Source organism: Comamonas odontotermitis, from assembly GCF_040396735.1.
Lineage (GTDB): Bacteria > Pseudomonadota > Gammaproteobacteria > Burkholderiales > Burkholderiaceae_C > Comamonas > Comamonas odontotermitis_C.
On the sequence record NZ_JBEBNZ010000016.1, the window covers coordinates 1 to 12879 of the forward strand.

Genomic DNA, 12879 nt, shown 5'->3' on the forward strand with positions numbered 1-12879 from the left:
GGCACCATGTCCGGCGGCGAGCAGCAGATGCTGGCCATGGCGCGCGCGCTGATGGCGCAGCCCAAGCTGCTTCTGCTCGATGAGCCATCCATGGGCCTGTCGCCCATCATGGTGGACAAGATCTTCGAAGTGGTGCGCGATGTGTACGCCATGGGCGTGACGATCGTGCTGGTGGAGCAGAACGCGAGCCGCGCGCTGGCCATTGCCGACCGTGGCTACGTGATGGAATCGGGCATCATCACGATGACCGGCCCGGGCCAGGAGCTGCTGGCCGATCCGCGTGTACGGGCCGCCTACCTGGGCGAGTAGGGCGCACCGGGCAGAAGCGCCCGTAGACTGCCGACAGTCGATCAGAAGCACCGCACGGCGGTGCTTTTTTATTGCTCATGATTTGATAGCGTCTGGCGCTTTACTGGAAAGGGCTGACGATGAAATCTGCTGATGAAAGTGTTGCCGCGGCGGCACGTGGCAGCAAAAAACGGCCACTTGCATGACAATGGCGCAACTTTTTCAAGGTGGTTGTGTGAATTTCCTCCAGTCCATTCCCGTACCAGTGCAAACGGTGCTGCTGCTGGTTCTCAGCAATGTGTTCATGACCTTTGCCTGGTACGGACACCTCAAGAACCTCTCCACTTCGCCCTGGTATATCGCTGCCATCGTCAGCTGGGGCATTGCGTTTTTTGAGTACATGCTGCAGGTTCCCGGCAACCGCATTGGCGCCACGCAGTTCAATGTGGGTCAGCTCAAGATCATGCAGGAGGTCATCACCCTGCTGGTGTTTGTGCCGTTTTCGGTCTGGTTTCTGGACCAGCCGCTCAAGCTCGATTACCTCTGGGCAGGGCTGTGCCTCCTGGGCGCGGTCTACTTTGTTTTTCGGGGTGCTGCCTGAATTGAGACAAAATAATGACAGCTGCATTTAAAATTGATGAATTGTGCAGTGCAGCAACTGTTTCCCTCCCGGGCGGATCTCCCGTCCGTCATCCCTCTCCCGCATTGAAACCGTATAGGTGCCCCCATGCTCTTTGGCAAACTCTTGCCGCGCGAAGGTAATTTTTTCGAACTGTTCAATCAACACGCGGACCGCATCGTCGAAGCGGCCCACGCATTTGCACAGTTGGTGGCCAACTACAACGATCCGCATCTGCGCGAGCGTTACAACCAGGATGTGGACAACGCCGAGCGTGCCGCTGACCGTGTGACCCACGAAGTCAACCGCACCCTGCACAAGACCTTCATCACCCCGATCGACCGCGAGCAGATCCACGCGCTGATCAACACCATGGACGATGTGGCGGACCTGATTCAGGATTCGGCCGAAACCATGGCGCTGTACGACGTGCGCCACATGACCGAGGAAATCACCCGCCTCACCGACCTGAGCGTCAAGTGCTGCGAGCGCGTGCGCGATGCCGTCAAGATGCTCGACCGCATTGCCGAGCCGGCCACGACTGAAGCGGCCATCAAGACCTGCGAAGAAATCGACCGCCTCGAGAGCGATGCCGACCGCGTGATGCGTTCTGCGATGAGCAAGCTCTTCCGTGAAGAGCCCGATGTGCGCGAGGTGATCAAGCTCAAGGCGATCTACGAGCTGCTGGAGACCATCACCGACAAGTGTGAAGATGTGGCCAACCACATCGAAGGCATCATTCTCGAAAACTCCTGATCGGGCAGCCCCATGGAACCGATGCAAACCGCCCTGTGGGTGATTGTCGTGCTGGTGGCGCTCGCCATTCTGTTCGACTTCATGAACGGGTTTCACGACGCGGCCAATTCGATTGCGACCGTCGTCTCCACCGGCGTGCTCAAGCCCACCCAGGCAGTGGTGTTTGCGGCATTCTTCAACTTTGTTGCCATCTTTGTCTTCCACCTGAGCGTGGCGGCCACCATTGGCAAAGGCATCGTGCAGCCGGGTATTGTCGATACCCACGTGATCTTTGGCGCCCTGGTGGGGGCCATCAGCTGGAACGTCATCACCTGGTATTACGGCATTCCATCCAGTTCGTCCCATGCGCTGATCGGCGGCATCGTCGGCGCGGTCATTGCCAAGGCTGGTGCGGGCTCACTGGTTGCCAGCGGTATCTGGAAGACGATTGCCTTCATCTTTGTCTCACCGCTGCTGGGCTTTTTGCTGGGCTCCTTGATGATGGTCATTGTTGCGTGGGTATTCCGCCGCGCCACGCCTGGCCGCGTCGACAAATGGTTCCGCCGGCTGCAACTGGTGTCTGCCGGTGCCTACAGCCTGGGCCACGGCGGCAATGATGCGCAAAAGACCATCGGCATCATCTGGCTGCTGCTGCTGTCCACCGGCTACGCTTCGCCCAACGACGCCGAGCCACCGCTGTGGACCATTGTTTCTTGCTACGCGGCCATCGGCCTGGGCACCATGTTTGGCGGCTGGCGCATCGTCAAGACCATGGGCCAGAAGATCACCAAGCTCAAGCCCGTGGGCGGCTTCTGCGCTGAAACCGGAGGCGCGATGACGCTGTTCATCGCCACCGCGCTGGGCGTGCCCGTATCCACCACGCACACCATCACCGGGGCCATCGTCGGTGTGGGCTCCACGCAGCGCGCCAGCGCCGTGCGTTGGGGCGTGGCGGGCAATATCGTCTGGGCCTGGGTGCTGACCATTCCAGCGGCCGCCTTTGTCGCCGCATTCGCGTACTGGGTCAGCCTGCAGCTGTACTGATATCCGCTTCTGAAAAAAGAGCCGCCTGCGTTGTTACCGAAACGCAGGCAGCTCTTTTTTTATGCGTTCAATTGCCTATTGGGAAATCTTGCGCGCCTCTTCGATCTGGTACTGAAAATAGTGCTCAAAGCTGTAGGCGAAGCTGGCCATCAGGATGGCGGTGCCGATCATCAGCGCGGCAGCGATGCCGAACACCGTGATCCAGTTGGTGCGGCCGGGAGCGGCCTCCTGATCGAGCGAGGGGTTGAAACGGGCGTTCCATTTTTCGGGCGCCATCAATCCGTAGATGATGGCCATTAACGAGCAGGCCGCAATGGTAAAGCCCAGAAGGGGTACCAGCAGCCAGCTCACCTGGTCATCAATGCCATTGGCGGCAATGCGCTCCATGCCGTACAGGCCCAGGGCCGTGGGAATGGGCAGCAGCCAGCCGATCGTGTCTCCCAGGCCGTGCAGGTAAAAGCGGTGCAGGCCCAGCGGCCCGCCCAGAAAGGCCAGCCAGGTGGCAAGGGTCTTGTTTTTTGCAGATTTCATGGGGCAGGGGGCGTGCTGTCGCCAGCGCCCAGGGTTTTTTCCATCATCACAATGTCCAGCCAGCGGCCGAACTTCCAACCGACGGAACGCATGGTGCCCACCGGTACGAAACCGGCAGCGGTGTGCACACCGATGGAGCCATGGTTGCCCGAATCGCCGATCACTGCAATCAATTTGCGGACACCGGCCTGCTCACATGCGTCGATCAGCGCCTGCATCAGAAGCCGGCCAATGCCCTTGCCGTGCTGTCCGTCTGCCACGTAGATAGAGTCTTCCGCCGAGAAACGGTAGGCGGGCCGTGCCTTGAACCAGTTGGCGTAGGCATAGCCCACCACCTGTCCATCGTCTCCGACTGCAACCAGGTAGGGCAGCTTGCGCTGCAGCACCTCTTCGCGGCGACGGACCATTTCGGATTCGCCCGGCGCTTCGGTTTCAAAGCTGCCGGTGCCGTGCAGCACATGGTGGGTGTAGATGCGGGTGATGGCAGGGATGTCTTGGGCGGTGCTGATCCGAACGCTTGGCATGGTTTCCAGAAGTTTGTATAATGCAGAGCTTTGCTGCGTGTCGCTGGCCGGGTGGCTAGTCGCGTGTCTCAAACGTGGCAAAAAATTTCACCACCCGAAGGATTATTATGGTCGTAGTTCGACTCTCCCGCGGCGGCTCCAAGGCCCGTCCGTTCTACAACATTGTGGTTGCTGACAAGCGCGTGCGTCGCGACGGTGCTTTCATCGAGCGCCTGGGTTTCTACAGCCCACAAGCCAAGGACGGCACCGAAGGCCTGCGCCTGGCGCTGGATCGTCTGGCTTACTGGAAGAGCGTTGGCGCCCAGGCTTCTCCAACCGTGGAACGTCTGGCCAAGCAAGTCGCTGCCAAGGCTGCTTAATACGCCATCTCTCCGGATCGGTTGTGCTTCATGCACAGCCCTCCGCGCGGGCCGTTAGTTGCGACAAGCACTACGGCCCGTTTTTTATCGCCGGGCCGCTTCCAGGGAGAAAATCCTATGGAGGCCGTGGTCACACCCTGTGTGTGGCGCGCGAGGCCACCTTTCGCACTGCCATTTTTGCCATGCCTGCTACCGAACTCATTCTGTCGCCCGCCACCCTGCCAGACGATGCCATTGAAGTGGCACGCATTGCCGATGCCTGGGGCGTCAAGGGCTGGTTCAAGGTGTTTGCGCTCAGCAGCGATCCGCAAGCACTGCTCAAGGCCAAGCATTGGTTCATTCAGCCACCCGAAAAGGGCGCGCGCCATTTTCAGGGTGTGGCCTCGCTGGAAATACGGCAGGCCCGCTTCCATGGAGACGGCATGGTGGGCTGGGCGCAAGGCGTTGATGACCGTGACCAGGCCGAGAAGCTCAAGGGCGCGCGCGTCTTCATCTCGCGTGCCGAGTTTCCCAAGACCGATGACGACGAGTATTACTGGGTCGATCTGATGGGGCTGGCCGTGGTGAACCGCGAAGGGCTGGCGCTGGGCGTCGTCAAGGATCTGATGTCCACCGGCCCGCAGACGGTGCTGGTGGTAGGTTACGAGGAAGAAGGCAAGGCGCAGGAGCGCCTGATTCCCTTTGTGAACGCCTTTGTCGACGAGGTATCTCTGCCCAACAAGCGCATCACGGTCGACTGGCAGCCTGATTACTGATGGAACAACTCCTGTACTGCCGTGCGAACGGTGCAGACCTGGGTTGGGTGTGCGTGGCTGGGCGGCTTCCGCTTCATGGGATGTGCGCTGCCTGAGCGCGGGGAAGGATTGTTTGTATGCGCTTTGACATCATTACCCTGTTCCCCGAGCTGTTTGCCCCTTTTCTGGAGGTAGGCGTCACGCGCCGTGCCTACCAGAGCGGTCAGGTGGCAGTGCATTGCTGGAACCCGCGCGATTACGCGCCCGGCAACTACCGCCGGGTGGATGATCGCCCCTTTGGCGGCGGCCCCGGCATGGTGATGATGGCGCAGCCGCTGGCCGATTGCCTGGCTGCCATCCGCGCCCAACGTGCGCAGGCAGGCGAGGGCGACAGGCCTGCGCCGCTCGTGCTGTTCTCGCCCATTGGCCGCGCGATCAACCATGGCGAAGTGCAGGCATGGTCGGATTCGCAGGGCGCTATTTTGTTGTGTGGCCGCTACGAAGGCGTGGACCAGCGCTTCATCGACCAGTTTGTGGACGTGCAACTGAGCCTGGGCGATTTTGTGCTTTCGGGCGGCGAGATTGCGGCCATGGCCTTGATGGATGCGGTAACGCGGCTGCAACCAGGCGTGCTGCACGACGAGGGCAGCCACCAGCTCGATAGCTTCAACCCCGCGCTGGACGGCTTGCTCGATTGCCCCCACTACACGCGGCCCGAGGTGTGGAACGGCCAGCCGGTGCCAGCCGAACTGCTGTCGGGCCACCACGCCCATATCGAGCGCTGGCGCCGCGAACAGAGCCTGCGCATCACTGCTGGGCACCGCCCCGAGCTGCTGGAGGCGGCCCGCACGCGCGGCCAATTGACCCGCAAAGACGAGCAGGTGTTGGCGAATTTGCCAAAACCACTATAATTGCCGGTTTACCGATCCTCTGCCCGGCCGCTTTGTTCAATGGTGAACCAAGCAATACGCTGGTAACTCTATGTCTCCAGCTGCCAATCCATGGCGCGTGCAAGATCGTTGGATGAAACCATGAACCTGATCCAGATTCTCGAGCAAGAAGAAATTGCTCGTCTGAACAAGACCATTCCTGAATTTGCCCCTGGCGACACCGTGATCGTGAGCGTGAACGTTGTTGAAGGCACCCGCAAGCGTGTGCAGGCTTACGAAGGCGTGGTGATTGCCAAGCGCAATCGCGGTCTGAACAGCGGCTTTACCGTGCGCAAGATCTCCAGCGGCGAAGGCGTGGAACGTACGTTCCAGACCTACAGCCCCATGATCGCCGGCATCGAAGTGAAGCGTCGCGGCGATGTGCGCCGTGCCAAGCTGTACTACCTGCGCGAGCGCAGCGGCAAGTCTGCCCGTATCAAGGAAAAGCTGCCAGCACGCAAGGCAGCAGCTGTTGCAGCAGAATAATTCTGCGCAGCCCAGTGCTGAAAACCGCTACGGTGCAAGCCGTAGCGGTTTTTTTCATGGCCGCCGGGCCAGCGCCCCCAGGGAGGGGCAGCGGCCACACGCCAGTGGGCAAACGTGGGGGCCATGGCCAAGTGGCTTGTGCCGCGACCCCAACCGAGCCCAAGCGACAACCCTGCTCGGCAAGCGGGCCACGGTTTTCTTATGATGCGGGAAAGAGGTTCGCATGAACAAGAATTCCAGCAGCCAGCCTGCGGTGGCAGGTTTTGAACAGAATCAGCCACTCGCACCCGTCCAGGAAGCGCAGGCAGCTATCAAAAAAGTAGTCCCCATCATGGATCCGCGCACGGTGCCGGTGGTGCAGGTCGATACGGGCCTGCCCGCTGTGGCGCCAGCATGCCTGAGCGCCGAGCATCTGCGCCAGGCGTTTGGCGGCAGCCGCCTTGACTGGCAGCCGGAGCTGAGCAATGAGCACCGCTGGACGAGCAAGCCGCCAGCCAAGGCGGCCGTGCTCGTTGCGCTCGTGCAGCGGCAGGAGATCCATGTGCTGCTCACCCAGCGCAGCACAGGCCTGTCCAACCATTCGGGGCAGATTGCCTTCCCCGGGGGGCGCCAGGACCCGGAAGACCACAGCGCCAATGACACCGCCCTGCGCGAAGCCTGGGAAGAGGTGGGGCTGGCGCGCGACCGGGTCGAGGTGCTGGGCAGCCTGCCGGTCTACGCCACGGGCTCGGGTTTCGATATCACGCCTGTGGTGGGGCTTGTCACGCCGCCGTTCGCGCTTGCCCCCAATCCGGGCGAGGTGGACGACATCTTCGAGGTACCGCTGTCGTTTTTGATGAATCCGGCACACCACCAGTGGCAGCAGCTGGACACGCCTGAGCTGTCACGGCGCTGGTTATCCATGCCGTACCAGGATCCGCTGTCGGGTCACCAGCGCTTCATCTGGGGCGCCACTGCAGGCATGCTGCGCAATCTGTACCGTTTTCTGGCCTTTCAGGCGCCGCGCTGATTAGTAACTACTTGTATGTTGCAGATCAGCCGGTATGATCACCGACCATGAGTTTTTTTGCCACGCTGATCGCCTTGCTGCTGGAGCAGGCCAAGCCCTTGTCGCGCGACAACCCGGTGTATGCTGCCGTGCGCGCCTGGGTGCAGTGGATCAGCCGCAATCTGGATGCAGGCCAGCAGCGCCATGGTTGGCTGGCCTGGTGCGTGGCGGTGTTGCTGCCTACGGGGCTGTCACTGGGCATGCACTGGCTGCTGACATGGCTGGTGGGCTGGCCGCTCGCCATGGTGTGGCATGTGGTGGTGCTGTACGTCACGCTGGGTTTTCGCCAGTTTAGCCACCATTTCACGCGTATCCGCGATGCACTGGAATCGGGCGATGAAGAGCAGGCACGCCAGTATCTGGCGGCCTGGCAGCAAGTGGACGTGGGCCAACTGCCGCGCAGCGAAATCGTGCGCCATGTGATCGAATATTCGGTGCTGGCCGCGCATCGCCATGTATTTGGCGTGCTGGCCTGCTACTCCATCGGTTCGGCCCTGGGCCTGGGGCCGGCAGGCGCGGTGTTCTACCGCATGGCGGAATATGTCTCGCGCTTTGCCATCAAGCCTGCACAGGCCAGCGAACTGGCGCACGGCGCTTTCCAGGATGTGGCGGCTCGCGCATGGGCCATGGTGGATTGGTTGCCCGCGCGCCTGACCGCGCTGAGCTTTGCCATCGTCGGCAATTTTGAAGAAGCCATCGATGGCTGGCGCTTTCAGACCCAGCACTTTCCCAACGACAACGATGGCGTGATTCTGGCAGCCACTGCAGGTGCCATCGACATCCGCCTGGGTGGCGCCGCGCTGCGTGCACGCGCGTCCGATTTCGATGCCGGCGATGCTGCCCTGCTGCAGGGCGACGGCTCCACCACGCCGGGGCGCGACCCGGAAGTGGCACACCTGCGCAGCGTGGTGGGCCTGGTGTGGCGCTCGGTGGTGGTGTGGATGCTGCTGCTGGCGCTCCTGACCCTGGCGCGGCTGCTGGGGTGATAGCTGCCCGGGTGGCAGGCGAACAGCTTGCATGTGCAGCAAAGCCTGCGAACCGTGTGACCGGCCTCGCAGGCTTTTTTGATGTTTGAAGGCAATGGCGCACACACAATAAGCGCCATCAGCACTGTTTTTTATAGCGTTTGCACACTGGAGCGCACCGCAGGCGGCGCCAGTTCGCTGAACTGGCCGTTCCAGTAGGGGTAGTAGGGGTAGGGCGGCATCACGGCGCTGGCGTCATCGAGCAAGCGAATCTGCTCGGCGCTCAACTGCCAGCCCACGGCACCCAGGTTCTGCTGCAATTGCTCCTCGTTGCGCGCGCCAATCAACACGCTGGCGACCGTGGGGCGCTGCAGCAGCCAGTTGATGGCGACCTGGGCCACGCTCTTGCCGGTATCTTGTGCCACAGCCTCCAGCGCATCGACCACCTTGTACAGATGCTCGGCAGCCACGGGCGGTGCAAACTGCTCGGTCTGGTGCAGGCGGCTCTGTTCGGGCAGGGGCTGGCCGCGGCGGATCTTGCCTGTGAGTCGCCCCCAGCCCAGCGGGCTCCACACCATGGTGCCGACACCCTGGTCCAGACCGAGTGGCATCAGCTCCCACTCCATGTCACGGCCAATCAGCGAATAGTAGGCCTGGTTGGCCACGTAGCGCGGCAGGCCGTGCCGGTCGGCGGCGGCCAGCGATTTCATCAGTTGCCAGCCCGAGAAGTTGGAGGCGCCCACATACCGCACCTTGCCTGCCTGCACCAGCGCATCCAGGGTCTGCAGCACTTGCTCGACCGGCGTGTGGGCATCAAATGCGTGCAACTGCAAGAGGTCGATGTAGTCGGTCTTGAGGCGCTTGAGGCTTGCCTCCACCGCGCTTACCAGATGCTGGCGCGAGCTGCCCGCATCATTGGGGCCGCTGCCAGTGCGCAGGCCAACCTTGGTCGAGACGATGGCCTGCTGGCGCCGCCCCGCGAGTGCCTCGCCCAGCACGGCCTCCGATGCGCCGTCCGAATACACATCGGCGCTGTCGAACAGGTTGAGGCCTGCATCCAGGCAGATATCAATCATGCGCCGGGCATGGTCTGTGCCGCTCTGCCCCCAGGCAGAAAATAGCGGACCCTGGCCGCCAAAGGTGCCGGTGCCCAGGCCCAGCGCGGGTACTTTCAGGCCGGATTGGCCGAGGTAACGGTATTCCATGGCAAAACCCCTTTTGAAAAGCTCATGCAGATGCGCTGGCGGCACATGCCACACCAGCCGTACGGCGCTGGCTCATGCCCACCAGCACCAGGCCCAGGGCCGACAGCGCAGCGGCCCCCCAGGCCACCGACAGCAGGCCAGCACCCGCGATCAGGCTGCCCCCCACCCAGGCGCCCAACGCGTTGCCCAGGTTGAAGGCCGAGATATTGAGGCTGGACGCCAAGGTGGCGCCCTGGCTGCCCACGCCCTGCATCACACGCATCTGCATGGGGGCCACGGTGGCAAAGGCCACCACGCCCAGCGCTGCCACATAGGCCATGGCCACGGCGCCCGACTGGCCAAACGCCCAACGGCCCAGCACCAGGACCGCCACCAGGCTGCCCAGGGTGATCCACAGTGCGCGCACCACACCACGGTCGGCCAGCTTGCCACCAGCGATATTGCCCACGGCCGAGCCTGCGCCAAACAGCAGCAGGGTGATGGCTACGCCCGTGTTGCCCATGTGGGTGATCTGCGAGAGCAGCGGCTCCACATAGGTGTAGAGCGCAAACACGCCGCCAAAGCCGAACACCGTCATGCCCAGGCCCAGCCACAGCGGGGTGCTTGCCAGTACCGACAGCTCATCGCGCAGCGCGGCAGGGGCCGATTGCTTCAGGTCGCGCGGCACAAACAACGCCAGAATGCCCAGCGCTGCGACTCCCACCACGGCCACGGCGGCAAAGGCCATGCGCCAGCCAAAATGCTGGCCGATCCAGGTACCGGCGGGTACGCCCAGCAGTGTGGCCAGCGTCAGGCCGGAAAACATCAGCGCAATGGCCGAGGCCTGCTTGTCCTTGGGCACCAGGCTGGTGGCAACGACGGCCCCCACACCAAAGAAAGTGCCGTGCGTGAGCGAGGTGAGCACGCGTGCGGCCATCAGCGAGCCGTAGTTGGGTGCAAACACCGCCGCCACGTTGCCGGCGATGAAGATGAGCATCAGGCTCAGCAGCAGCTGCTTGCGCGGCCAGTGGCGCGTCAGCAGGGTGAGCACTGGTGCGCCCACGGCCACGCCAAAGGCGTAGCCCGAAATGAGGGTGCCTGCCGTGGGAATGCTGATGCCCAGGTCCTGGCTGACCTGGGTGAGCAGGCCCATGATGATGAATTCTGTGGTGCCGATGCCAAAGGCGCCAGCAGCGAGTGCCAGTAGGGATACGGGCATGGGGAAGTTCCTTTCAGTGCGGGCAAGCGGATGGCTTCGTACCCGGAAGAACGAATTGTCGTGACTGGCACTGCCTTTGTGTAGATGGAATAATGGAAACGCATTTGTGCTGCTGTGGCACAAATAAACCACTCCCTGGCCAAGGAACCACCATGCAAGCTACCCGTTCTGCTGCAGCCCCGCAGTTTGAAATCAACCGCTCCGGCGAACTGGAAGTGTTTGTGCAGGTGGCGGAAAAGGGCAGCTTCTCGGCCGCGGCCCGCCATTTGGGCGTATCGCCCTCGGCCATCAGCAAGATTGTGGCCCGCCTTGAAGCGCGCCTGGGGGCCCAGCTGGTGTTGCGCAGCACGCGCCGCGTGCAGTTGACCCCTGAAGGCTGCCAGCTGTACGAGCGCGGCCAGCGGGTGCTGGCGGATTTGAACGACGTGGAAAATGCGGCCTCGCTGCGCAGCGTTCCCAAGGGCGTGGTGCGCATCAATTCCAGCTCGTCCACGGGGCAAAAACTGCTGGTTCCTCTGGTGGCGCGGCTGATGCAGGCCTATCCCGAGCTGGTGCTGGATTTGAGCTTTACCGACCATGTCGTGGACCTGATGGAGGCCCAGGCCGACATTGCCATCCGCTGGGGCAAGCTGCCCTCGTCTGACGTAGTGGCGCGGTTGCTTGGCTACACGCGCCAGGTGATCGTGGCTGCGCCGTCCTATCTGGCTGCCCACGGCACGCCACAGGAGCCGGGTGAATTGGCGCACCACATTCGCATCGGCTGGAACTACCAGCGCACCGTGCCCCACTGGCCGTTTACCGTGGACGGCCGGGCAGTGGAAGTGCCGATTGGTGAAGCGCTGCGCGTCAATGACGGAGATGTGATGCGCAACATGGCGGTGGAGGGGGCGGGCATTGCCAGATTGTCACTTTTCCATGCATGGAGCGACATTGCCGCAGGCCGCTTGAACGTAGTGCTGGAGCCATTCAACACGGGCGTGCTGGAGCCCATCCATGCCGTGTACCTGGGCAAGCCCGACCAGTTGCCGTCGCGCACGCGGGCGGTGCTGGATTTTCTGAAGGCCCACGTGGATCTGACGCACGCCGAGCAGTTGCCACCGGCGTGGTTGCAGGCTTGACCGAGGGCAGCTCTCCGATTTTCGGTCTTTTCAATGGGTTGCGCCCGCCCAGTGTGCGCTGTGCGCTATTGAATCAATAGTATTGATGTCGCAGGACACGGCTTCAATACGCGCTCAGGTTGAGTTCGTCAAACAATTCGCGGTAGATGCGGTAGCGGTTTTCGCTGATGGGCAGGGTCTCCGAGCCATTCGTGACCGCGTCAATCACGCCGCAGCCGGGCTCATGCAGGTGCGTGCAGTTGTAGAACTTGCATTCCTTGGCATGGGCGCCAATGTCGGGCATGCAGGCCGCCAGTTGGGTGGGCGCGATGTGGTACAGGCCAAACTCCTGAAACCCGGGCGAATCGATGAGGGCCGTGGTGCGCGCCTCATCCACCCAGTACAGCGTTGTGCTCGTGGTGGTGTGCTTGCCGGTGTTGAGGGCCTGCGAAATCTCGTTGGTGGCCACGTTGGCACCGGGAATCAGCAGGTTGATCAAGGTGCTTTTGCCTACGCCCGAGGGGCCTAGCACCAGGGTGGTCTTGCCTTTGAGCAGGCCGTAGATGGCGTCGCGATCCTCCTCGTCCGCGCCTTCCAGTGCAAACGGCAGCACGGTGTAATGCGGTGGGTCGTCCGCCTGGTCGCGCATGGTGCGGTAGGGTTCCAGCCGTTCCCAGGCTCGCAGAAACGGTTCGCCCAGGTCCATCTTGTTGAGGGCGATGATGGGCGTGATATGCGCGGCCTCGGCGGCAATCAGGGCGCGTGCCAGTTGCACTTCGCTGAACACTGGCTCTGCGGCGATCAGGATCAGGAGTTGGTCGAGATTGGCCGCAAAGGTCTTGGTGCGGATGTCGTCCTGACGGTAGAAGACGTTGCGGCGCTCCTGCACCTTCTCGATCGTGCCCTCATCGCCCTGGCCGGGCGGTGGCGCCAGCCACAGCACATGGTCGCCCACCACGGCCTGGCTTTTCTTGCCGCGCGGGTGGCAGATGCGGCGCTCGCCGTCGGGAGTCTCCACCACGCAGTGGCGGCCATAGCTGGCCACGACCAGGCCGGTCTGGGTATCGCCCTGGCCCAGCGCGTGGGCGCCGGGGCGCCGTCCGTGTTTTGCCATGGG

At 62.5% G+C, this 12879-nt stretch carries 16 protein-coding genes; 11 read left to right on the forward strand and 5 right to left on the reverse strand.

All coding sequences use genetic code 11. The features are described from left to right. The 4 genes from ACH2DG_RS14300 to ACH2DG_RS14315 form a co-directional block, all read left to right on the forward strand. Positions 1-309: ATP-binding cassette domain-containing protein (locus ACH2DG_RS14300; RefSeq protein ID WP_395026940.1), on the forward strand; the 309-nt coding region annotated here is incomplete at its 5' end. A 214-nt stretch (positions 310-523) separates the two neighbouring features. Next, positions 524-889, forward strand: a complete 366-nt coding sequence (locus ACH2DG_RS14305) for a DMT family protein (RefSeq protein ID WP_184707709.1) — start codon at positions 524-526, stop codon at positions 887-889. 126 nt (positions 890-1015) lie between these two features. Further along, entirely contained in the window at positions 1016-1663 is a 648-nt protein-coding gene (locus ACH2DG_RS14310; protein WP_184707707.1) for a DUF47 domain-containing protein, read from the forward strand. A gap of 12 nt (positions 1664-1675) precedes the next feature. Further along, the gene (locus ACH2DG_RS14315; RefSeq protein WP_395026942.1) at positions 1676-2686 is read left to right on the forward strand and encodes an inorganic phosphate transporter; all 1011 of its coding nucleotides are present in this window, start codon (positions 1676-1678) and stop codon (positions 2684-2686) included. A 75-nt stretch (positions 2687-2761) separates the two neighbouring features. On the opposite strand, the gene ACH2DG_RS14320 is transcribed toward ACH2DG_RS14315, so the two are convergent. Together ACH2DG_RS14320 and ACH2DG_RS14325 are read right to left on the reverse strand one after the other, a co-directional pair. After that, complete coding sequence (locus ACH2DG_RS14320) at positions 2762-3217, reverse strand: hypothetical protein (RefSeq protein ID WP_395026943.1); 456 nt, start codon at positions 3215-3217, stop codon at positions 2762-2764. Then, entirely contained in the window at positions 3214-3741 is a 528-nt protein-coding gene (locus ACH2DG_RS14325) for a GNAT family N-acetyltransferase (RefSeq protein WP_395026945.1), read from the reverse strand. The genes ACH2DG_RS14320 and ACH2DG_RS14325 overlap by 4 nt, the downstream gene beginning before the upstream one ends. A gap of 107 nt (positions 3742-3848) precedes the next feature. On the opposite strand from ACH2DG_RS14325, the gene rpsP reads away from it, so the two are divergent. The 6 genes from rpsP (at position 3849) to ACH2DG_RS14355 (ending at position 8283) form a co-directional block, all read left to right on the forward strand. Further along, a complete protein-coding gene (gene rpsP, locus ACH2DG_RS14330) occupies positions 3849-4100 on the forward strand; it encodes a 30S ribosomal protein S16 (RefSeq protein ID WP_184707700.1) in 252 nt (83 codons plus the stop codon). A gap of 182 nt (positions 4101-4282) precedes the next feature. Continuing rightward, positions 4283-4855 (forward strand): ribosome maturation factor RimM, encoded by a 573-nt coding sequence (gene rimM / locus ACH2DG_RS14335; protein WP_395026946.1) that lies wholly within the window; start codon positions 4283-4285, stop codon positions 4853-4855. 116 nt (positions 4856-4971) lie between these two features. Continuing rightward, positions 4972-5745, forward strand: coding sequence for a tRNA (guanosine(37)-N1)-methyltransferase TrmD (trmD, locus tag ACH2DG_RS14340; protein ID WP_395026947.1), 774 nt, complete (start codon positions 4972-4974; stop codon positions 5743-5745). 120 nt (positions 5746-5865) lie between these two features. Continuing rightward, the gene (gene rplS / locus ACH2DG_RS14345) at positions 5866-6249 is read left to right on the forward strand and encodes a 50S ribosomal protein L19 (protein WP_224150060.1); all 384 of its coding nucleotides are present in this window, start codon (positions 5866-5868) and stop codon (positions 6247-6249) included. A 331-nt stretch (positions 6250-6580) separates the two neighbouring features. Further along, positions 6581-7258, forward strand: coding sequence for a CoA pyrophosphatase (locus tag ACH2DG_RS14350; RefSeq protein WP_395027038.1), 678 nt, complete (start codon positions 6581-6583; stop codon positions 7256-7258). Between the two features lie 47 nt (positions 7259-7305). Beyond that, positions 7306-8283 carry a CobD/CbiB family protein gene (locus ACH2DG_RS14355; RefSeq protein WP_395026948.1) on the forward strand — a complete coding sequence of 326 codons (978 nt, stop codon included), beginning with the start codon at positions 7306-7308 and terminating at the stop codon, positions 8281-8283. Between the two features lie 131 nt (positions 8284-8414). Here the strand turns inward: ACH2DG_RS14355 and ACH2DG_RS14360 are convergent, their stop codons facing one another. Both ACH2DG_RS14360 and ACH2DG_RS14365 read right to left on the reverse strand, forming a co-directional pair. Continuing rightward, positions 8415-9467, reverse strand: a complete 1053-nt coding sequence (locus ACH2DG_RS14360; protein ID WP_395026950.1) for an aldo/keto reductase — start codon at positions 9465-9467, stop codon at positions 8415-8417. Between the two features lie 22 nt (positions 9468-9489). Further along, the gene (locus tag ACH2DG_RS14365; protein ID WP_395026952.1) at positions 9490-10665 is read right to left on the reverse strand and encodes an MFS transporter; all 1176 of its coding nucleotides are present in this window, start codon (positions 10663-10665) and stop codon (positions 9490-9492) included. Positions 10666-10817: 152 nt separating this feature from the next. On the opposite strand from ACH2DG_RS14365, the gene ACH2DG_RS14370 reads away from it, so the two are divergent. Beyond that, positions 10818-11783 carry a LysR family transcriptional regulator gene (locus ACH2DG_RS14370; RefSeq protein WP_395026954.1) on the forward strand — a complete coding sequence of 322 codons (966 nt, stop codon included), beginning with the start codon at positions 10818-10820 and terminating at the stop codon, positions 11781-11783. A gap of 103 nt (positions 11784-11886) precedes the next feature. Here ACH2DG_RS14370 and rsgA read toward each other — a convergent pair whose 3' ends face one another. After that, the gene (gene rsgA / locus ACH2DG_RS14375; RefSeq protein ID WP_395026955.1) at positions 11887-12876 is read right to left on the reverse strand and encodes a ribosome small subunit-dependent GTPase A; all 990 of its coding nucleotides are present in this window, start codon (positions 12874-12876) and stop codon (positions 11887-11889) included. Positions 12877-12879: the final 3 nt, after the last annotated feature.